Source organism: Micrococcus sp. 2A, assembly GCF_039519235.1.
Taxonomy (GTDB): domain Bacteria; phylum Actinomycetota; class Actinomycetes; order Actinomycetales; family Micrococcaceae; genus Micrococcus.
This window is the reverse complement of the sequence record NZ_CP154351.1, coordinates 1640374-1660587: the sequence shown is the minus strand read 5'-3', so window position 1 is coordinate 1660587 and position 20214 is coordinate 1640374. Positions and strand designations below refer to the sequence as shown.

Below are 20214 nucleotides of genomic sequence, written 5' to 3'. Positions count from 1 at the left end.
GGACCGGGCCGGGGCCGGCGCGTCGACGCCGGAGTCGTGGGCGATCAGAAGCCTCCGCCGCTGATGTCGCCGAAGCCGCCGAAGTCGCCGCCGCCGAGCCCGCCGCCGTCGAATCCGCCGAAGCCGCCGCCGCCCCACGAGTCGTGGTGGCCGCCGCCGAGCATCGAGTTCATGAGGATGCCGCCGAGCAGCGCGCCGCCGAGTCCGCCCGCGAAGCCGCCGCCGACGCCGCTGCGCTGGTAGCCCATGCCGGGGCCGTAGCCCATGGTGCCCATGCCGCCGCCGTAGCCGAAGCCGCTCACGTCCTCCTGCGCGAGCTCGCTCGCGCGGTCGGCCAGCTGGGAGGCGCGCTGCGCGTGCTGCAGGGCCGTCACGGGGTCGGAGCCGCCCAGCTGCATGGCGGTCTGGAGGGCGCGGTCCGCCTCCGCGAGCCGGGTGCGCGCCTCGGATCCCACGGCGCCGCGGCGAGCGCCGATGAAGGAGGCCGTCCCGTCGATCTGCGCCTGGGCCTGGACGATCGCCGCCTGGAGCATCTGCGCGGCCTGGCGGGCCTGCTCGCGGCCGTCGCGCACGCTGGAGAGCGGCACGTCGAGCTGTCGGTGCGCGGCCTCGAGACGGCGCAGGAGGTCCAGCGGGTCAGGTCGTCCGGAGGCGAGGGAGGAGCGGACCGTGGTGAGGGTCTGCTTCATGCCGGCCACGGGACCGGCGAGGTCGGAATGGGCGCCGGAGCGGACCACGGCCTCGGCCTCGGCCACGTCCTGTTCGGACTGGGCGATGCCGGTGTGCACGTTCTGCAGCATCGTCCGCAGGGACTGGTCCGCACCGTCGACGGCCGCGGTGAGCGTGTCCACCTGGGCGAGGGACTCCTCTGCGGCGCGCACGGCCAGGGCGGCGGTGGAGCGATCCCCGGAGTTCCAGGCCTCCTTCGCCTTCGCCTCCGCGGTGCGGACGAACTCGATGCGCTGGCGTGCCTGGGCGGCGTTGTCCTTGACCTCGGCGAGGGCGGACTCGGCGTATGAGCCGTGCAGGGCGACGAGCGCGGACTCCGCCCGCCGGACGCGCTCCTCGGCCGCCGGGACCTTGGCGGCGATGCCCTCGAGCGCCTCGGGCACGCGGTTCTCGAGGTCCCGCAGGGAGTTGAACTCCTTCTCGTGGGCGGCCAGCGCCGCGCCGACCTCGTCGCAGCGCGCGATGATCTCCTTGAGCCACGAGCGCTGGTCGGCCTCGGTGTCCGGGATCTCGTCGTCGAGCTGGTGCTGGAGCTGGAAGGAGGCGCGCATGTGCTCCTTCGCCTTGTCCAGGTCCTCGCGGAACGTCCCCACGGACTTCTCCCCGTAGGAGGCCATCGCGAACCCGAGCTCCTGCTCGGAGGAGCGGATCGCGTCGTCCGCGGCCACCAGCTTGGAGCCGGCCTTCGTGCGCAGCTCCTCCACCGGGAGCGCGTCCAGGGGGTCGCGCGGGGCAGCGGGACCGGCCGCGACCTCGCGGCCGCGGGCCTCGCCCCCGTCCTTGCGCTTGCGGCCCCGGGCCACCGCGACGCCGCCGGCCACCGCGGCGGCCACCGCGCCGGCGCCGAGCAGGCCGGTCAGCGGGCCGCCCGCGCCGTCGGAGGGGGCGGCGTCCTGCTGCCCGGAGTCCTGCCGGGCGGCGCCGCCGGCCCCGGCGCCCGCGGGGAGCGGGCCGCCCGGATCGAGCTGCGCGCCGCTGGCCCCCCGGCCGTCGAGCGCGCCGTCGGCGGCGTCGTCCACGCCCGCGATCGCGGCCTCGGCCGGGGCGAGCCAGTCGGCCGGGTCCGACGTCGGCAGGGCGGGACCGATGTACGCCGAGGTGATGTCCCCCTGCATCCGGTTGAGGGCGCTGCCGGCGTCGAAGCCGTAGAGGCCCTCCTCCACCGCGATCGCCAGCACCTGGTCATTCGAGCCCAGGGGGCGGGACGCATTGACGTCCTCCACCACTCCCTGGGAGCCCCCGGCGCCGAACTGGTCCACGTACACCACGTAGAGGTTCTGACCGGTCTCGCGGCGCATCTGCTGGATGTCCTGCGTGAGGCGCTGCTCCTCGGAGGAGGAGAGGACGCCCGCCTCGTCCACCACCTGCACGCCCGGCGGCACGGCCACCACGGCGTGGGCGGCGGGGGCCGCCAGCGCGGCGAGGCCGAGGCCCACGCCTCCCGCGGTCACGGCGCGGCTGAGCCGGCCGACGTGCGTGGTGGGGGCGGGGATGGCCATGCAGGCGCTCCTTCGGTGGGCGTGCGGAGCGGACGCCGCCAGGAGGGCGGCGCCCGGGGGAACCTGCGCTCGAGTGTAGGGGCCGCCCGGCGGGGGAACCAGGGGTCCCGTCCGCCCCGCCCTGCTTCGTCCCGCATGTGGAGGGGACGTCCAGGACACGTCCAGGCGGAGGGGGAACGATGGGGGCGCCGCCGGGGCAGGACCGACGCGCGGAGGGCCCGGGTCCGCTCGCAGAGCGTGGCCCGCACCGGGCCTCCAGGCAACGAGCAGCAGAGGCAGGACGCCGTGGACGAGACCACGCGGGGGCCGCAGACCGCCCCCCTCCAGGACGCGACCCTCCACCAGGGCGCCACCCCCCATCATGAGCCTGAAGCCGGCACGCGCTCCGGCGCGGCGGCCGTGCGTCCGGCGCGCCGCGTGGGCATGGGTGCGTTCGCCGCGGCCGTGCTGGCCGCCGGGCTCGTGGGCGGCGGCGTGGGCGCCGGCGTGAGCCGCCTCGCGGACGACGCCCCGGCCGCCGTCGCCGGCACCGCCCAGGAGGGCCAGGGCGGTGCGGGGCAGGGAGAGCAGGCCCAGGCCGGCGCGACGCCCGTCGACTCCGTCCCGCCCACGGGGGCCACCGCGGTGGGGCAGGCCGCCGGGAAGGCGCTGCCCTCCGTCGTGACGATCTCCGCGACCTCGCCCCAGGGCTCCGGGTCCGGCTCCGGCTCGATCCTCGACGCCGAGGGCCACATCCTGACCAACACCCACGTGGTGACCCTGGGCGGGCAGGCGGCCGACCCGTCCCTCACGGTCCGCACCTCGGACGGCACGGTGTACGCCGCCACGGTGGTGGGGACGGACCCGCTCTCCGACCTCGCGGTGCTGAAGATCGACGCCGAGGGGCTCACCCCCATCGAGCTCGGCTCCTCGAAGGACCTGAAGGTGGGCGACGACGCGATCGCGATCGGCGCGCCCCTGGGCCTGCCGAACACGGTGACGGACGGCATCATCTCCACGCTGGACCGCACGATCGCGGTCGCCTCCTCGGAGGCCCCGAAGCAGGACGCCGCCGCCGGCGCACCCGGCTCGGAGCGCTTCCAGTTCGAGCTGCCGAACTCCGCGCAGCAGGCCCAGAACGGCGAGGTGTACATCAACGTGGTGCAGACCGACGCGGCCATCAACCCGGGCAACTCCGGCGGCGCCCTCGTGGACGGCCAGGGCCGCCTCGTGGGGGTGAACGTGGCGATCGCCTCCGCGGGCGGCGCCGGTGGCTCCGGGGAGGCCGGCAACATCGGCGTGGGCTTCGCCATCCCGGTGGACTACGCGCACCGGATCGCGCAGGACCTGATCGAGGACGGCGAGGCCACCCACGGCATGCTCGGCGTGAGCGTCACCCCCGAGCCCGCGCAGGCCAAGGGCGGATCGGAGGACTCGGCGGCCGTGTTCAGCGCCGGCGCGCGGGTGCGCGACGTCGTCGCCGACTCCGCGGCCGCGAAGGCGGGGCTGGAGTCCGGCGACGTCATCACCGCCGTGGGGGAGCGCGCCGTCTCCGACGCGCAGTCCCTCACCGCCGTGGTCCGTGAGCAGCGCGTGGGCGACACCGCCACCGTGCACTACCGCCGTGGCGGCGAGGAGAGGACCGCGGACGTCACCTTCGCGGACGGGGGCGCCGCGTGACGCCCGCGACGAACGCGGCCGCGACCGCCCTGGTCACCCCCGCGGCGCTCGCCCGGCAGCGCGGCTGGCGCACCGTCCTCGCCGTGGGCGCCCACCCGGACGACCTCGACTTCGGCGCCGCGGCGACCCTGGCGGGCTTCTGCGCGGCCGGGCTGCGCGTGGTCCTGTGCGTGGTGACCGACGGCGACGCCGGCGGCTTCGACTCCGCGGGGCCCGAGGCCATGACGGCCCGCCGGCATGCCGAGCAGCGCGCGGCCGCCGCCGCGATCGGCGTGGAGGACGTGCGGTTCCTGGGGGAGCGGGACGGCCACCTCGAGCCGGACCACCGGGTCCGCAGGGCGCTCGTGCGCCTCATGCGCGAGGTGCGCCCCGACGTCGTCCTCTCCCCGCACCCCGAGCGGGACTGGGAGCGCATGCAGGCCGCCCATCCCGACCATCTCGCGTGCGGGGAGGCGGTGGTCCGCGCGGCGTACCCCGCGGTGGAGAACCCGTACGCCTACCCGGAGCTGGCCGAGGCCGGCCTCGAGGCGTTCCGCATCCGCCACCTGATGCTCTACACGGCGCCCGCCGAGCGGAGGAACCTCGCCGTGGACGTCACGGGGCTGGAGGACGTGAAGCTGCGCGCCCTCGACGCGCACCTCTCCCAGCACCCGGACCTGGAGGGGATGCGCCGGCACGTGCGGGGGATGCTGGCGGAGAACCACCGTGCCGCCGCGGGCCCGGCCGGCCCCGCGGGCTCGGCCGAGGCCTTCCACCTCGTCACCGTCAACGGCCCCGGCACGATCGCCGGCTTCTGACGGCCGCGGCCCCCGCCCGAGAGGAGCGGGGGCCGCGATCGATGCGGGTCGGTGCGTCTCAGCCGTGGCCGGAGGGGCGTCCGCCGTACTGGGGCCCGGTGTGCGAGCCGGGGTCCAGGCTGATGCTGACGAGGGGCTTCGAGGTGGGGACGGCGGGAGAGTCGTCCGCCTCCTCGGTGAGGGAGAGCGCGGCGAACCGGTCCAGACCGCGGAACGCCAGCGGGTCCCCGAAGTCGCCGGAGCCGTACTGCCCGAGCGAGGAGGGGGCCGAGCCGTCCTTCGGGTAGAGCCACACCTGGTAGGCCCTGCCCTCGGGAAGCCGGGGCATGCCGTTGACGGTGACGAACCCGCTGTTCTGATCCGTGGAGAGGAACGCCTGGAGCGTCCCGCCCTGGCGCCCCGGATACGTGGACGTGGTGTAGAGGTCCTGGGCCGACTCCACACGGTGCACGATCCCGGGACGGGAGAACTGGTCCCAGGCCACCCACGCGCCCGCGGCCACCACGAGCAGCGTCAGGAGGGCCAGCAGCGCGATCTTCAGCGGTCGCCGCCGGTCCCGGGGCGGACGGACGGGTCTGCCGGCCGCGTCCTCCGCGGCCGGAGCGGGCAGGCGGTGGAGCAGGTCGTCCAGCAGGGCCGAGGGCGGCTCCGCCACGACGCCGCGGAAGGCCCATGTCACGGCGCGGCGGGCGCCGTCCACGCGTGATCGCCACACCGCCAGGTCACCGCCGCCGCGGCGGCGCACGGCGTCGACGGCCGCGGCGTGGTCCTCGGGGCTCAGGGCATGGAGGGCGGCCAGGTCCGCCAGTTGGGCGCCGCGGCCGGCTTGGAGGTCCTCGGCGGTGGTGGCGCCGAGGGGGACGTCGGTCGTGCGGGCCGCGTCCGCGTCGGCGGGCTGGTCGAGTCCGCGGGTCAGCGTGCGGTGCGCGGCTGTGAGCTGGCGGACGCCGGTGCGCACCAGGGTGCGGGCCGTGTCGCGCGGAAGGCCCAGTCGCTCGGCGAGCTGGGCGTCGGTCAGGCCGCCGAGCCACGCACCGCGGACGGCCTCGAAGGCGGCGGGATCGACCCGCCCGCTGAGGTCCTCCGGAGGTGCGTGCCGGTCGGAGGCGGCCGGCCCGGCGCCGTCGGGGAGGCGGCCCCGACCGGGCTCCGCCTCCTCGCGCAGCAGTCCGGTCATCACACGGTGGGCCAGCACCTCCAGCCACGCGAACACGAGGCGCTCGCGGTGGGCGGCGTCGTCCTTCTCGCTCAGGTCCAGCTCGGCCTCGGGGGCCGCCTCCCACGCGGCGAGGTAGGTCTGCAGCGTCGCCTCGGCCGCGTCCCGCGGGGAGCGGAACATGGCCGCCGCCATCCCGTGCACCCACGGCACGGTCGCGTCGTAGAACGCGGAGAAGGACGCGCGGTCCCCCCGGGCGCTCTGACGCAGCAGGGCGTCCACCGTGAGCGGGTCGGAGGGCGAGCGCCCGCCCTGCTCCTCGAGCGCGGGGGCGGGGGTCTCGTGCGCGTCAGTCGTGTCCATGGTGACCTCAGTGTAGGGAATCGCCGTCCGGGGCCGCGGAGCCCGCGAAGCCGTGCTGCCGCCACGCCTCGAACACGGCGACCGAGACGGCGTTGGCCAGGTTCAGGGAGCGCCGGGACGGCTGCATCGGCAGGCGGACCGTGGCGGTGACGCGCGGGTGGGCCAGCACCTCCGCGTCGAGTCCGGTGGACTCGCGCCCGAACATCAGCACGTCCCCCGCCTCGTAGGCCACCTCGTCGTGGCGCACGCCGCCCCGGGCCGTGAACGCGAAGACCCGCGCGGGGCCCAGCGCGGCGAACGCCGCCTCGAGGTCCGGGTGCACGGTCACGACGGCGAGGTCGTGGTAGTCCAGGCCCGCCCTGCGCAGGTGGGCGTCCTCGAAGCCGAAGCCGAGCGGCTCCACGAGGTGGAGCTCCGCACCCGTGATGGCGGCGAGCCGGATCGCGTTGCCCGTGTTGCCGGGGATCTCCGGGGAGTGCAGGAGGATCCGGAACCCGGGCGTGCCGGGGGCGGGGCCCCGCTCCGCTGCGGCATGGGGGTTGAGGGGCGCGGACGCGGGGAGATCGGGCACCCGCCCATGGTAGTGCCGGGCCCGGTCAGTGCAGCCGGGCGACGAGCGCGCCGAGGACCCGGCGGTCCACGAGGTCGCGGTGCTCGCCCGAGCCGAGGAAGAGCAGCAGGTCCCGCAGGAACGTCTTGCCCGCGGCCGGCGGCTCGGTGAGGAGGTCCTCCTGCGCGGCGGGGTCGTCCGCGCCGCGGGCGTGCCGGATCACGGGCGTGTGCATGGCGTCCCGGTCCGTCATGACGAGCACGAAGCCGCCCACGGTGACGTGCGGCAGGGCGTGCTGCCACGCCATCATGGCCGGCCCCAGCAGCGGCGGCGCGACGGGGCGGGTCCCGGCCCGCAGGTCCGTGCCGTCCCACGTGTAGACGCCGTCCGGCACCTGGACCGATCCGATCAGCGCCAGGCGGTGCCCGCAGAGCACCGCGTGGTCCACGTCCAGGGGCCGGCCCCAGCGGCCGGCCAGGCGCAGGCCCGTCAGGATGCGCGCGGCCGGCAGCGCGTCGAGGACGTGGCGCATCAGCAGGTCCAGGGTCCGGGCCTGACGCAGCACGCGGTGCTCGTCCGGCAGGAGGCCCCGGGGCCGGGGCGCGCCGTGCACGCGCTGGCTCGATCGGGCCAGGTCCAGCACGGCCAGGTCCGCGGACGCCTCGCCCGGCGGCGGGTCGTAGCGGACGGGCGTCGCGCCGGGCCGTTCGGCCGCGCGCGCGGACGGTGCTCCCGCCCCCGGCCCGGCGGCGCCCCGCGCGGGGTCCGTCGGGAGGGACAGGTCATACCGCCGGCGGGCCTCGGGGTCCCCCAGGGTCTCCCATGCCCTCGTGAGCGCGCGGAAGGCCGCGGGGTCCCCGCCGACGTCGGGATGGGTCTGCCGGGCCGCGCGGCGGTAGGCGCGGCGGACCGCCTCCTCCGTGGCGGCCCGGGGCACGCCCAGGACCTCATACGCGGTGCGGTGGTCCCCGTCGTCGTGCGCCATCGCACCATTGTGTCGCACGCCTCGCGCCGGGAATCGCGGGAGTGCTCCGCGTGGCGCCCCACGCGGGTGTAGACTCCCGGCTCGTGCCCATGCCCTCAGCGCCACGCATGCCCGGCCGTCCGCGGCTGCGTCCCGTGCAGGCGGTCGTCCTGTCCTTCCTCGTCGTGATCGCGCTCGGCACCGCCGCCCTGCGGCTGCCCGCGTCCTATGCCGGCCGCGCGCCCACGCTCCTCGAGGCGGCCTTCACCGCCACGAGCGCCACCACGGTGACGGGCCTCGGCGTGGTGGACACCGAGACGTTCTGGACGGGGTTCGGCCAGGTCGTCATCCTATGCCTGATCAAGCTCGGAGGCCTCGGCGTGATGACGTTCGCCTCCCTGATGGGCCTGCTGGTGATGCGTCGCCTCGGGCTGACCCAGCGGCTGGACGCGGCCGCCTCCTCGCGCACCTCCGGGATCGGGGACCTGCCCGGCGTGCTGCGCCTTCTCGTGACGGTCTCCGCGGCGGTGGAGCTGAGCGTGGCGGCGTGCCTGACCCTGCGGTTCTGGCTCGGCCACGGCCTGCCGCTGCCCACCGCGGCGTGGCACGGGCTCTTCCACGCCGTCTCCGCGTTCAACAACGCCGGCTTCGCCCTGCACTCGGCGAACCTCATGGACTTCGTGGCCGATCCGTTCGTGTGCCTGCCGATCGCCGCCGCGATCATCGCCGGCGGCCTGGGCCTGCCCGTGTACGTCACGTTCGTCCGGCACTTCCGCAGGCCAAGCCGCTGGCCGCTCACGGCGCGCATCGTGGTGGTCGGCACCGTGGCGCTGCTGGCCGCGGGCACCGCGATGTACCTCGTGATGGAGTGGAACAACCCGCGCACGCTGGGTGCCCTGGACCCGGCCTCCCGCGTCCTCGCCGCGTTCTTCCAGTCGGTCACCACCCGCACCGCCGGCTTCAACTCCCTCGACTACGGGCAGATGCACCCCGTCACCCTCATGGCCACGGACCTGCTGATGTTCATCGGCGCCGGCCCGGCCGGCACGGCGAGCGGCGTGAAGATCACGACGGCCGTGGTGCTGGGCGCCGTCGTCGTCACCGAGCTGCGCGGCGACGCGGCCGTGAACGTGATGGGCCGCCGCCTGTCCCGCTCGACGCATCGCGAGGCGATCACGGTCATCATGCTCTCGGCCGCCGCGGTGATCACGGGGACGGTGCTGCTCATGGGCATGACGTCCTTCACCACCGACCAAGTGCTCTTCGAATGCGTCTCCGCGTTCGCCACCGTGGGGCTGTCCACCGGCATCACCGCCCAGCTTCCGCCGCTGGCGCAGCTGGTGCTCATGGTGCTCATGTTCGTGGGGCGCATCGGCCCGGCCACCGTGGCCGGCGCCCTGGCCCTCAAGACCCGCACGCGCCACTACGAACTCCCGAAAGAGAGGCCCCTGATTGGCTGATCCGCTCCGCTCCCTGTTCTCGGCCAAGCCGTCCACCGGCGCCCTGGGCTCCACCGTGGTGGTGCTCGGCCTCGGCCGCTTCGGTGCCTCCGTCGCCCTCGAGCTCATGGCCTCCGGCCGTGACGTGCTGGGCGTCGACCACGACCCGGCCGTCGTCCAGTCCCTCCATGGCCGGCTCACCTACGTGGTGCGCGCCGACACCGCAGACGAGGAGGCCATGCGCGAGCTGTCCGTGCACGAGGCCGACCACGTGGTGGTGGCGATCGGCGGAGACCTCGCGGGGTCCGTGCTGACGACCTCGCTGATGCTGCGCTTCGGCGTCACGCATCTGTGGGCCAAGGCCAACGACCCCCGGCACGGCGCGATCCTCCAGCAGCTGGGCGTGGCCCACGTGGTCCACCCCGAGCGGGACATGGGCCGCCGCGTGGCCCACCTCGTGCTCAACGCCCTCGACGACTTCGTGGAGGTCGAGCCCGGCTTCGCGATCGTGCGCACGTCCGCGCCTCAGCGCCACCTCGGGCAGGACCTGCGCTCGGCCGGGTTGGCGGGGGAGACCGGGGTGCGCGTCGTCGCCCTGCGCAGCGGCGACGGATGGGCGTACCCGCCCGGCCATCACGTGCTCGTGCCCGAGGACACGCTGCTCGTGGCCGGCCCCACGCGCGCCGTGGAGGCCTTCGCGGCGCTGCGCTGAGGGGCGGCGGCGGCGTCCGTGCCCGCGCTCCGTAGACTCGCCCCGTGCCCGAGACCCGCCCCGTGACCACGCCCCGACGCGTCTACCTGGACCACGCCGCGACGACCCCGGCGCGGCCCGCGGCGCTCGCGGCGTTCGCCGGCGCGGCCGGGGAGGTGGGCAACCCCGCCTCGCTGCACGCCACGGGCCGCCGCGCCAAGCTGGGGCTCGAGGAGTCCCGCGAGCGCATCGCGGCCGCCGTCGGGGCGCACCCGTCCGAGGTGGTGCTGACCTCCGGGGGCACGGAGGCGGACAACCTCGCCGTCCAGGGGCTCTTCCGCGCGCGCCGCGCGGCGGACCGGGGCCGCACGCGGATCGTGCACACCGGGATCGAGCACCACGCCGTCCTGGACACGGTCGACTGGCTCGTGGCCCATGAGGGCGCCGAGTCGGTGCTCGTCCCGGTGGACGACGACGGCGCCGTCGACCTCGGCGCGTGGGCGGCGGCCCTCGCGGAGGCGCCGCACCGCACGGCACTGGCGACGCTGATGTGGGCGAACAACGAGATCGGCACGGTGCAGCCCGTGGCGGAGGCGGCACGGATCGCGGCGCAGCACGGGGTGCCTATGCACACCGACGCGGTGCAGGCCGTGGGCGCGGTGCCCGTGGACTTCGCAGGGTCCGGGCCGGCGACGCTCGCCCTGTCGGGGCACAAGCTCGGCGCCCCCGTCGGCGTGGGGGCGCTGCTCGTGCGGCGGGACGTGTCGCTCGAGCCGGTGGCGCACGGCGGAGGGCAGGAACGGCGCCTGCGCTCCGGGACGGTGTCGGCGGCGCTGGCGGCGGCGCTGGCGGCCGCCGTCGAGGAGGCGGTGGCCGAGCAGTCGGGCGAGGCCGAGCGCCTCGGTGCGCTGCGGGACGAGGTGATCGCCGCCGTCGACGCGGTGGGGGGCGTGACGCTCACCGGGCCGCGCGATGTGGACCCGGCCACGGGGGAGCGGCTGCCCGCCGGGACACGGCGGCTGCCGGGGAACGTGCATGTCACCGTGCCGGGGAAGAGCGCGGATGCGCTGCTGTTCGGCTTCGACATGGCCGGGCTGGACACGTCCTCCGGCTCGGCGTGCACGGCCGGCGTCGCCGAGCCGTCCCACGTGGTGCTCGCGCTGCCGGGGCGGACCGAGGCGGATGCGCGGGCGACGCAGCGGTTCACGCTGGGGCACACGAGCACGGCGGAGGACGTGGCGGCGCTCGTGGGGGCGCTGGGGCGGCTGCGTCCTTCCGGACGGTGAGCAGTCGATGAAGCCCCTCGTCCTGGGGGCGCTGAGGTGATCGTCTGCCCTGGGGTCGCGTGAGCGCGCGGCAGATGGAGGGGACATGCCGACGGGGACGGCGTCGAGTGCAGAGGCGTGCCTGTCGTCACCGAGCGGCCGGGACGCTCTTCTGGTGGGGGTTGGGCCTCTCTGCGGTGCTGGCGGCTGCGCTCCTGATCCCCCCCCGCGCCTTCGCGGCAGGAGGACCCATCGGGCGGCGGCGACCATGCACGGTCTTGGGGCCGGCTCGGTAGACTGTCCAGCCCTGCTCCCCGTCGAAAGGCATCCCCATGAAGGTCCTCGCCGCCATGTCCGGGGGAGTGGACTCGGCCGTGGCCGCCGCGCGGGCGGTGGACGCCGGTCACGACGTCGTCGGGGTGCACCTGGCGCTGTCTCGCATGCCGGGCCTGCTGCGGACCGGCTCGCGGGGCTGCTGCACCATCGAGGACGCGCAGGACGCGTGGCGTGCGTGCGAGCGGCTCGGCATCCCCTTCTACACGTGGGACTTCTCCGAGCGGTTCCAGGAGGACGTGGTGGACGACTTCGTGGCCGAGTACGCCGCGGGCCGCACGCCCAACCCGTGCCTGCGCTGCAACGAGAAGATCAAGTTCGCGGCCCTGCTCGAGCGTGCCCTCGAGCTCGGCTTCGACGCCGTCTGCACGGGCCACTACGCCGCCGTGCGCCCCGGCGCGGACGGGGCGCTCGAGCTCCACCGCGCCGCCGACGACGCGAAGGACCAGTCGTATGTCCTCGGCGTGCTGACCGCGGACCAGGTGGCCCACTGCCTCTTCCCGCTGGCGGACACCCCGTCCAAGGCGCTCGTGCGCGCCGAGGCGGCCGAGCGCGGCCTCACGGTCGCCCAGAAGCCGGACTCCCACGACATCTGCTTCATCCCTGACGGGGACACGCGCGGCTGGCTCGCCGAGCGCATCGAGCTCGAGCCCGGCCCCATCGTCGGCCCCGACGGCGAGCGCCTCGGCACCCACGCCGGCGCCCAGGCCTACACCGTGGGCCAGCGCAAGGGGCTGGCCATCGGCCGCCCGGCCGCCGACGGCCGGCCCCGCTTCGTCCTGGAGGTGCGCCCGAAGGACAACACGGTGGTGGTCGGCGGCCGCGACCTGCTGGACGTGGACCGCATCACCGGCATCCGCCCGACGTGGGCGGGGTCGCCGCTGCCGGAGGCCGCCGCCGGGCACTGGTTCGACTGCGAGCTGCAGTTCCGCGCCCACGGCGAGATCGTCCCGGCCCGCGCCCGCCAGGCCGCCGGCGACGACGGCGCCCCCCGTTGGGAGATCGAGCCCGCCGCGGCACTGCGCGGGGTCGCCCCCGGACAGTCCGCCGTGCTCTACCGGGGCACGCGCGTGCTCGGCCAGGCCACCATCGACGCCGCGCGCAACGCCCGCCTCGCCGCTCCCGCGGGTGCGTAGTCTTCCCGTCATGAGCGCCGACTACGACCCGCATGCCAGCTCCCTCGACGCGTCCACCGACCCGGCCGTCCTCGACGAGCTCTTCGCGATCCGCGGAAGCATCGACAACATCGACGCCTCGCTCGTCTACCTCCTCGCCGAGCGCTTCAAGTTCACGCAGCGCGTCGGCCGGCTGAAGGCCGAGCACGACCTCCCTCCCTCGGATCCGGGACGAGAGGCCGCGCAGATCGAGCGCCTCCAGCGCCTCGCCCACGACGCCGAGCTCGAGCCCGCGTTCGCCCAGAAGTTCCTGAACTTCGTCATCGCCGAGGTCATCCGCCACCACCGCGCCATCGCGGCGGGCGAGGACGTCGGCCCCCGCACCGGAACGGTCCCCGTGGTCCGGCAGGACGCCGCCCGTGATGCTGACGGAGGGGCCCGTGCCTGAGCCGGTCGCCACTGAGCCACCGTCGGCGACGTCGGTGCGCGCCCTCGGCGGGTCCCCGTGGTCCGGGTCCGATGCCGCGGAGGCCCACCGCGCGACCCACGGGGAGCTCGAGGGCCAGCACTGGCCCGTGCTCCCCGAGCTGCCGGACCGCGGCCCCGGCGCGGACGACGTGGGACGCTCGGCCGCCCTCCTGCACGAGCTCCCCGTGGACCTGCAGCCCCACGGCTGGCGGGTGAGCCCGCCCGGTGTCGTCGGCTCCGGCATGGACCGGCGGCGGGCGGTGTCCTTCTGGCGCGAGGACGCCCACCGCTGGGCAGACACGGCCGGCGCCGAGGGGGTCTCCACCGAGCGCCTCGCGGTGCGCGTGCGCGGGCCGCTGAGTCTGCTCGGGGCGCTGTGGCTGCCCGGCGGTGAACGCGTGCTCATCGACGCCGGTGCACGCCGCGACGTCGCCGAGTCCTACCGGGAAGGGCTCATCGAGGCGCTCGGGCGCCTGCGGGAGACCACCGGGGCGCGCCGCCTCGGCGTCGTGCTGGACGAGCCGTGGGCCGCCGCGGTGCTCGCCGGAGCCCTGCCCACCGCGAGCGGATACCGCACCGTGCGCTCGATGCCCCGAGACGAGGCGCGGCACGTGTGGCGCGAGCTGCTCACCGGGCTCATGGCGCGCGGGGGGATCGAGGATGCGTGGCTCGCTCCGGGCCGGGCGGGCGTGGGGTCCGAGGACGGCGCGCCGGACCACGCCGCGCTGGCTGCGCTCGCGGCCGAGGCGCTCCCGGACGCGCCGCCCCCGTCGGAGTCGGGGACGACGCGGCAGCCGGTGTCCCTCGTGCTCCCCGTGGGCGCGCTCGAGGGGCCGGGCGCCACGCCTGAGGAGTGGGGCGTCGTCGCGGGCTGGGCCGACGCCGGCCGCCGCGTCACCCTGCGCACCGCCGAGCGGCCCGCGACGATCGTCCGGACGTGGGACCGGATGGGCATGGACCCCGCCCTGCTGCGCCGCGTGACGCTGACGGTCGGCGGGCGGCACGACGCAGCCGTGCTGCGCCGGCTGCGCACCGACGCCGAGGAGCTCGACGCGCGGGTCGGCGAGCTCCTCGGCTGAGACGACGGGTGTCCCGGGGTTCAGGGGAGGTGGGTGATGTCCTCCCCGTTCGGTCCCCTGTGGTCGTCGATGTGCACCTGGGCCCTCGGGGCCTCGTCGACGATCGAGAGCCGGGTGGTCGACTCCGAGACGACCTCCGTCGTCCCGAACTCCCCGACGCCGAATCCGACGAGATCGCGCTCGCCGATCACCTGCCCCGTGGTCGGGTCCAGCACCATCTGCTCGACGGCGCCCATCCGCAGGACTTCGGCGCGGCTCACGCCGACGCCCGTGCGCCCATCGGACAGCGTGACCGCCTCCTCCACCCGGACCCCGGGTGCCTGGGCCAGGGCCGCGACGAGGCCTCGACGCAGGTCGGCGGGGAGGCCGGGCTCGCGCAGCGTGTCGGTCAGCTGCACGAACAGGTTCTCGTCCCTCGAGGCGGAGCCGCCGTGATACCGGTCCCGGAAGAACCGGATCAGCTGGTCGGGATCCCGGGGCACCTCCTCGAGACTGTCGACCTCGAGCCTCTGCGGCAGGCTGCCCGGCCCCATCGCGTCCGCCCGGTAGGAGGTCGAGGGCTCCTGGGAGAGCACGCTGCCGTCCGCCGCGAGCGTCGGATCGGGCACGTCGACGGCGTCGCGGCCGTGTCGGCGAGGACCTGGCTCGCCTCCGCCTCCGCGACGTCACCCGGCACCACGCCGAGGCCCGTGACGACGACGGCGCCGACGGCGGCCGCGGCGAGCCACCGCTGAGCGCGGGGACGGCGCGAGGAGTCGGTCTCCGAGGCCGGGAGGACCGCCTCCGACGAGGCGTCCTCCAGGATGCGATCCCGCAGCGCCGCGACCCGATCGGGGGAGGGGGAGCGGTCTGCGCGGCCGAGCAGTGCGGAGTCGAGGGCGGGGCCGAGCGCGTCGGCAGGGGGCTGGTGACGGGTGCTCACGGACATGAGGCGGTCCTCTCGGTGAGGGTGGGCGACGCGGGGCGGGTGACGATGCGAGGCGTGTCGGAATGGCGGGCAGGGACGGGGCCGGCGGCCGGCACCGAGGGGAGGGCGGTGACGGGGGCGTCCGGTGCGGTGTCCTCGAGGGCCCGGCGCAGGCTGCGCCGGGCCCGGTTCAGCCGTGACTTCACGGTGCCGACGGGACAGCCGAGCACCTCGGCCGCAGCGGCCATCGGGTGGTCCTCCAGCACGCAGAGGGTCAGGACGTCCTGGGCGATCGGGTCGAGCCGCGCGAACGCCCGCCGGACGGTGTCGGCGCGCCGCTCGGCGTCGACGAGCTCGGCGACGTCGTCCGCGTGGTCGGGGGCCGACATCGCGCTGCGGCGGCGCAGCCGCTCCATGGCACGGCTGCCGCGCACGGCGGAGCGGGCACGATTGCGCTGGACGTTGTTGGCGGCGGCGAGGAGCCAGGGGAGGACGGATCCGTCCACGACGCTCACGTCCTCCCGGCGGCGCCATGCCTCCAGGACCACTGCGGCCACGAGGTCGTCGGCGTCGTGCGGCGTGACCGTCCAGCGCCGGGCGTGACGGTGCACTCGCGCCTGATGGCGATCGAAGACGGCGGCGAAGGCGCCGGCGTCGTCGCCCCGCACGCGGGCCCAGAGGGCGTCGTCGCCGAGGTCCGTCAGCGGCGGAGTCGAGGAGGTGTCCATGCCCCATCATGTCCGCGGGCGGCGCAGGGTTCCCACCGGGGTCGGCCGTCGTCACGAATCGGTGACGTTCCGGGCGGCGGTGACGGCCGAGGGCGCCCGGCGTCCGCCCGGGGCGCTACGATCCGAAGTGTCGGGGACGCCCGGACGTGAAGCGGACGAGGAGGAACGATGAGCAGGGCCAAGATCCTGGTGGTGGACGACGACGAGGCGCTCGCGGAGATGATCGGCATCGTCCTGACCAACGACGGCTTCGAGCCCGCGTTCGCCGCCGACGGCACGTCCGCTCTGCCGACGTTCCGCGCCGAGCGCCCGGACCTCGTGCTGCTGGACCTCATGCTGCCCGGCATCGACGGGATCGAGGTCTGCAAGCTGATCCGCGCCGAGTCGGACGTGCCGATCGTGATGCTCACGGCCAAGTCCGACACCGCGGACGTGGTCCGCGGGCTGGAGTCCGGCGCGGACGACTACGTGCCCAAGCCCTTCAAGCCGGCCGAGCTCGTGGCCCGGGTGCGCGCGCGCCTGCGCGAGGGCGAGACCCGCCCCGCGGAGCTGCTGCGCATCGGGGACGTGGAGATCGACGTGGCCGGCCACCAGGTCACCCGCGGCGGCACCGCCCTCTCGCTCACGCCCCTTGAGTTCGACCTCCTCGTGGCGCTGGCCCGCAAGCCGCGTCAGGCCTTCACGCGCGAGATGCTGCTCGAGGAGGTCTGGGGCTACCGTCATCAGGCGGACACCCGCCTCGTCAACGTCCACGTCCAGCGCCTGCGCTCGAAGGTGGAGCGTGACCCCGAGAACCCGTCCGTGGTGCTGACCGTCCGCGGCGTGGGGTACAAGGCGGGCCAGTCCTGACGCGCGCGTGGACGGCACTGCGCCACCGCTGGGCCCAGTCCCTCCGGCTGCGCAGCGCTGTGCTCGCCGCCCTGCTGACACTCGTGGCCGGCCTGGCCCTCTCCGGGCTCCTCACGCAGCAGATCACCCAGGCCCTCTTCCAGTCCCGGTACCAGCAGGTGGAGGCCGAGGCCCGGCGCGGTCTGAGCCGGGTGCACGAGACCTTCGCGGGCTCCACCGCCTCGGACGACCAGAGCACGGACGCGCTCGTGAGCCAGACGCTGCGTGCGCTCGAGGGGGACACCGGCACCACGATCCGCCGTCGCTTCCACCTGACGCCGCTGCCCGAGTCCGAGTCCGCCTATGTCGGCACCATCTCCTCCGCGCAGTTCGATCCGTCCGTGATCCCGGAGGACCTGCAACGGGCCGTGGCCCAGGGCCCCGGGGTGTACGACGCGAGCATCTCCCTGCCCGACGCCGCCGGCGTCCCGCGGCCCGCGCTCGCCTTCGGCACCCAGGTGGTGCTGCCCCCGGGGGCCGGCTACGCGCTGTACCTCGTCTACGACCTCTCCGACGTCCAGGAGTCCCTCGACTCCGTGCTGCGGGTCCTGCTCGTGTTCGGCGCGGGCTTCATCGTCCTCAACGTGGTGCTGTCCACGTGGGCGGCGGGCCGTCTCGTTCGCCCGGTCCAGGAGGCCGCCAGCGCCGCCGAGGCGATCTCCGGCGGGAACCTGGCCGTGCGGATGCCCGTGCGCGGCGAGGACGAGCTGGCGCGTCTGGGGACCTCGTTCAACCGGATGGCGGACAGCATCCAGGATCAGATCACCCAGCTGGCCCAGCTCTCCCAGACGCAGCAGCGGTTCGTCTCCGACGTCTCCCACGAGCTGCGCACCCCGCTCACCACGGTGCGGATGGCCGCCGACGTGCTCTACGGCTCCCGCGAGGACTTCGACCCCGTGAACCGACGCTCCACCGAGCTGCTGCACCACCAGGTGGACCGCTTCCAGGCCATGCTCGCGGACCTGCTGGAGATCACCCGCTTCGACGCCGGCGCGGCCTCGCTCGCGCTCGAGCGCACCGATCTGCTGGAGCTGGCGCGTGACGTGGTGCTCACCGCCCAGCCCCTCGCCGAGCAGGCGGAGGTGCCCGTCTACCTCGTGCCGCTCGGCCGGGCGGAGGGGCAGACCTTCGAGGCCCAGGTGGACCCTCGACGCATCGAGCGGATCCTGCGCAACCTCGTCAACAACGCGATCGAGCACGCGGACGGCGCGCCCGTCGACGTCGTGGTGGGCGCCGACGTCAAAGTGGTCACGGTGGCGGTCGTGGACCACGGCGTCGGGATGAGCCCCGAGCAGGTCCAGCGCGTGTTCGACCGCTTCTGGCGGGCCGACCCGTCGCGCAAGCGCACGACGGGCGGCTCCGGTCTGGGCCTCTCCATCGCGACGGAGGACACCCGGCTGCACGGCGGCCGCCTCGAGGCGTGGGGCGAGCTGGGCGTGGGATCATGCTTCATGCTCTCCCTGCCCCGCCGGCGGTCCGCCACCCCGGCCGGGATGGAGGCGCCCGAGCCGCTCGTGCGCGCCGCGATGAGCACCCCGCCCCAGTACTCCGAGTCCGGCCGGCGGCGCGCCGACGACCTGGACCGCCCGCTGCCCGAGACGCGCTGGAACGCCGTGATCGCCGCGGCGGCCGCGGACGGCCGGAGTCCGGGGGGCGACCCCTCGGGGGCCGGATCCCACCCGATCCCCGCCCCGCCCCTGTCCGAGGAGGAATCGTGAGCGATCCACATCGAGCCGAGCCGCGCCGCCGAGCCCCGCTCCGCCCGCCCACCTCCCGCGGGCGACACACGGCCGCCCTGTCCGCGACCCTCGCGGCCTGCCTGGTGCTGGCGGGCTGCACGCAGATCCCCCAGTCCTCCCCGGTGCGCACCGGAGAGCCCCTCGCGGACAACCGTGCCTCCGCCGACACCCCGCAGTTCCGTCCGCCCGGCCCCGCCGACGGGGCGGACGCCGAGGAGGTGATCCGCGGGTTCATCCTGGCGGGCACGAGCCCGCAGGACGACTACGAGATCGCCCGCGAGCACCTCACCGGTCCCGCCACGCGGCAGTGGAACCCGGCCCAGCGCACGGTCGTCTACTCGGCGCAGCCCACCATCACGCGGGTGGCCGAGGACTCCTACCAGATCCAGGTGGAGGTGGACTCCGAGGTGGACGAGTACGGGCTGCGCACCATGGCCCCGCCCGGCAGCACACGCGCCTGGGAGATCACCCTCGACGAGACCGAGCAGGGCCCGCGGATCTCGGCGGTCGACGACGGCACACTGCTCTCCCTCTCCCAGTTCACCCAGGTCTACGCTCCGCACGACCTGGTGTTCTTCGACCAGACCATGACCTACGCCGTCGCGGACGTGCGGTGGTTCGTCAATCGCGGGACCACGGTGACGGCCGCGACGCGCGCGCTGCTCCACGGCCCCGCGCCCTACCTCACGGGGGCCACGGTGTCCGCGTTCCCCGTGCGCTCCGGGACCGACCTGACCCACCCCGCGGTCCCCGTGGACGAAGCCGGCGTGGCCCGCGTGGACCTCGTGGACGCCGCCGTCGAGGGCGCGGACGCGGAGGCGCGCTACCGCATGGAGGAGCAGCTGCGGCTCACGCTCACGGGCCTGGCCTCCGTGAACCGGGTGGAGGTCTCGGTGGAGGGCGCCCCCCTGGCCTCGAGCGGCGGCGACGCCACCCCCGTCCCGGTCCAGGTCGACCCGCCCGCCGAGTCGGTGCAGGTGGGCGTCGCCCCCTCCACCGGCGGACTCGCGTTCTTCCAGGGTCTGAGCGTGACGCCCGTGGGCGGGGTCCCGAACGTCGCCGACCTGCACCCCGCGGTCCCCGCGATGAGCCGTGACCGCACCCGGTTCGCGTTCCTCACTCAGGACCGGACCTCCCTCTACCTCGCCACCGCGGAGGGCAGGCTGGAGCAGGCCGTGAGGGGCACCGGCCTGACCCCGCCGAGCATCGACGCGCTCGGCTGGGCCTGGACGGTCGACGCCGGCGGGTCCGCGCGGATCCAGGCGAGCCCCCTCGAGCCAGGAGGAGACGGCTCCGGGCGCGTGGTCACCGCCCCGTGGCTGGAGGACGGCGAGCGCATCGTCGCCCTGCGGATCTCCCGCGGCGGCGCCCGGGCCGCGCTCGTGGTGGACGACGGCGAGCGGCGCACCGTGCGGGTGGCCGGCGTCGTGCGAGGCTCCGACGGCGTGCCCGCCTCCCTGACCGAGCCGCTGCTGCTGCCGAGCCAGGAGGATCCGGACCTGGTGGAGTGGGTGGGGGACACCAGCCTGATCGCCAGCGCGACAGCCAGGGACGAGGACGACCGGGTGACCCCGGAGATCATCGACCTCGACGGCACGACGCGTCAGCTCAACCCGCTCTCCGGGCTCACCGGCGTCTCGGCCGGGGACCGCGGCACACTGTACGCCGAGACGCAGGACACCGTGTTCATGCTGGTCGGGTCCTCGTGGCGGGCACAGGAGCTCAGCCGGCCCGTGCGCGATCTGGCCTTCCCCGGCTGAGCCGCGAGGCCCCTGCACAGGAGTCACCGGGGGCGCCCTCGTCCCCAGCGGGGGCACGCGCGGGGGCGGGCCGTCCACGGCGGTG

17 protein-coding genes are annotated in these 20214 nt (G+C 75.5%); 11 read left to right on the top strand and 6 right to left on the bottom strand.

What is annotated here, in order from left to right:
* Window positions 1-44 precede the first annotated feature (44 nt).
* Complete coding sequence (locus AAG742_RS07580) at window positions 45-2228, bottom strand: TPM domain-containing protein (protein WP_282442708.1); 2184 nt, start codon at window positions 2226-2228, stop codon at window positions 45-47.
* 237 nt (window positions 2229-2465) lie between these two features.
* Here AAG742_RS07580 and AAG742_RS07575 point away from each other — a divergent pair, with 237 nt between their 5' ends.
* Complete coding sequence (locus AAG742_RS07575) at window positions 2466-3887, top strand: trypsin-like peptidase domain-containing protein (protein ID WP_298713786.1); 1422 nt, start codon at window positions 2466-2468, stop codon at window positions 3885-3887.
* Entirely contained in the window at window positions 3884-4684 is an 801-nt protein-coding gene (locus AAG742_RS07570; RefSeq protein WP_248117213.1) for a PIG-L deacetylase family protein, read from the top strand. The genes AAG742_RS07575 and AAG742_RS07570 overlap by 4 nt, the downstream gene beginning before the upstream one ends.
* Before the next feature lie 58 nt (window positions 4685-4742).
* On the opposite strand, the gene AAG742_RS07565 is transcribed toward AAG742_RS07570, so the two are convergent.
* The 3 genes from AAG742_RS07565 to AAG742_RS07555 all read right to left on the bottom strand — a co-directional run bounded on the left by AAG742_RS07565 (window position 4743) and on the right by AAG742_RS07555 (window position 7738).
* Window positions 4743-6203 (bottom strand): anti-sigma factor, encoded by a 1461-nt coding sequence (locus AAG742_RS07565; RefSeq protein ID WP_248117211.1) that lies wholly within the window; start codon window positions 6201-6203, stop codon window positions 4743-4745.
* Window positions 6204-6210: 7 nt separating this feature from the next.
* On the bottom strand, window positions 6211-6690 hold the full coding sequence (locus AAG742_RS07560) for a tRNA (cytidine(34)-2'-O)-methyltransferase (protein WP_248117269.1): 480 nt from the start codon (window positions 6688-6690) through the stop codon (window positions 6211-6213).
* A gap of 109 nt (window positions 6691-6799) precedes the next feature.
* Window positions 6800-7738 carry a DnaJ domain-containing protein gene (locus tag AAG742_RS07555; protein ID WP_248117209.1) on the bottom strand — a complete coding sequence of 313 codons (939 nt, stop codon included), beginning with the start codon at window positions 7736-7738 and terminating at the stop codon, window positions 6800-6802.
* Between the two features lie 89 nt (window positions 7739-7827).
* Between AAG742_RS07555 and AAG742_RS07550 the strand changes: the two genes are divergently transcribed.
* From AAG742_RS07550 to AAG742_RS07525, 6 genes are all read left to right on the top strand, one after another.
* Window positions 7828-9177: a potassium transporter TrkG gene (locus AAG742_RS07550; protein WP_248117207.1), complete on the top strand. Its 1350-nt coding sequence runs from the start codon at window positions 7828-7830 to the stop codon at window positions 9175-9177.
* A complete protein-coding gene (locus AAG742_RS07545) occupies window positions 9170-9868 on the top strand; it encodes a TrkA family potassium uptake protein (RefSeq protein WP_248117205.1) in 699 nt (232 codons plus the stop codon). The genes AAG742_RS07550 and AAG742_RS07545 overlap by 8 nt, the downstream gene beginning before the upstream one ends.
* A 44-nt stretch (window positions 9869-9912) precedes the next feature.
* Entirely contained in the window at window positions 9913-11133 is a 1221-nt protein-coding gene (locus AAG742_RS07540; RefSeq protein ID WP_248117203.1) for a cysteine desulfurase family protein, read from the top strand.
* 311 nt (window positions 11134-11444) lie between these two features.
* Window positions 11445-12581, top strand: coding sequence for a tRNA 2-thiouridine(34) synthase MnmA (gene mnmA / locus AAG742_RS07535; protein ID WP_248117201.1), 1137 nt, complete (start codon window positions 11445-11447; stop codon window positions 12579-12581).
* Between the two features lie 10 nt (window positions 12582-12591).
* Window positions 12592-13008, top strand: a complete 417-nt coding sequence (locus tag AAG742_RS07530; protein ID WP_248117199.1) for a chorismate mutase — start codon at window positions 12592-12594, stop codon at window positions 13006-13008.
* On the top strand, window positions 13001-14107 hold the full coding sequence (locus AAG742_RS07525) for a hypothetical protein (protein ID WP_248117197.1): 1107 nt from the start codon (window positions 13001-13003) through the stop codon (window positions 14105-14107). The genes AAG742_RS07530 and AAG742_RS07525 overlap by 8 nt, the downstream gene beginning before the upstream one ends.
* Window positions 14108-14127: 20 nt before the next feature.
* On the opposite strand, the gene AAG742_RS07520 is transcribed toward AAG742_RS07525, so the two are convergent.
* Window positions 14128-14715 carry a hypothetical protein gene (locus AAG742_RS07520; protein ID WP_248117195.1) on the bottom strand — a complete coding sequence of 196 codons (588 nt, stop codon included), beginning with the start codon at window positions 14713-14715 and terminating at the stop codon, window positions 14128-14130.
* Between the two features lie 310 nt (window positions 14716-15025).
* Window positions 15026-15742: an RNA polymerase sigma factor gene (locus AAG742_RS07515; protein WP_248117193.1), complete on the bottom strand. Its 717-nt coding sequence runs from the start codon at window positions 15740-15742 to the stop codon at window positions 15026-15028.
* 168 nt (window positions 15743-15910) lie between these two features.
* Here AAG742_RS07515 and mtrA point away from each other — a divergent pair, with 168 nt between their 5' ends.
* From mtrA to AAG742_RS07500, 3 genes are read left to right on the top strand one after another with little or no spacing between them, the layout of a single operon-like run.
* Window positions 15911-16591, top strand: coding sequence for an MtrAB system response regulator MtrA (gene mtrA / locus AAG742_RS07510; RefSeq protein WP_248117191.1), 681 nt, complete (start codon window positions 15911-15913; stop codon window positions 16589-16591).
* A complete protein-coding gene (gene mtrB, locus AAG742_RS07505) occupies window positions 16588-18348 on the top strand; it encodes an MtrAB system histidine kinase MtrB (protein WP_343282422.1) in 1761 nt (586 codons plus the stop codon). The genes mtrA and mtrB overlap by 4 nt, the downstream gene beginning before the upstream one ends.
* Entirely contained in the window at window positions 18345-20129 is a 1785-nt protein-coding gene (locus tag AAG742_RS07500) for an LpqB family beta-propeller domain-containing protein (RefSeq protein ID WP_248117175.1), read from the top strand. Before mtrB ends, AAG742_RS07500 begins: the two co-directional genes overlap by 4 nt.
* Window positions 20130-20214: the final 85 nt, after the last annotated feature.

Bases quoted from the DNA above. Each gene is read 5' to 3' on its own strand.
- AAG742_RS07580 (WP_282442708.1), bottom strand. From the start codon at position 2,228: ATGGCCATCCCCGCCCCCACCACGCACGTCGGCCGGCTCAGCCGCGCC.
- AAG742_RS07565 (WP_248117211.1), bottom strand. From the start codon at position 6,203: ATGGACACGACTGACGCGCACGAGACCCCCGCCCCCGCGCTCGAGGAG.
- AAG742_RS07555 (WP_248117209.1), bottom strand. From the start codon at position 7,738: ATGGCGCACGACGACGGGGACCACCGCACCGCGTATGAGGTCCTGGGC.
- AAG742_RS07550 (WP_248117207.1), top strand. From the start codon at position 7,828: ATGCCCTCAGCGCCACGCATGCCCGGCCGTCCGCGGCTGCGTCCCGTG.
- mnmA (WP_248117201.1), top strand. From the start codon at position 11,445: ATGAAGGTCCTCGCCGCCATGTCCGGGGGAGTGGACTCGGCCGTGGCC.
- AAG742_RS07530 (WP_248117199.1), top strand. From the start codon at position 12,592: ATGAGCGCCGACTACGACCCGCATGCCAGCTCCCTCGACGCGTCCACC.
- AAG742_RS07515 (WP_248117193.1), bottom strand. From the start codon at position 15,742: ATGGACACCTCCTCGACTCCGCCGCTGACGGACCTCGGCGACGACGCC.
- mtrA (WP_248117191.1), top strand. From the start codon at position 15,911: ATGAGCAGGGCCAAGATCCTGGTGGTGGACGACGACGAGGCGCTCGCG.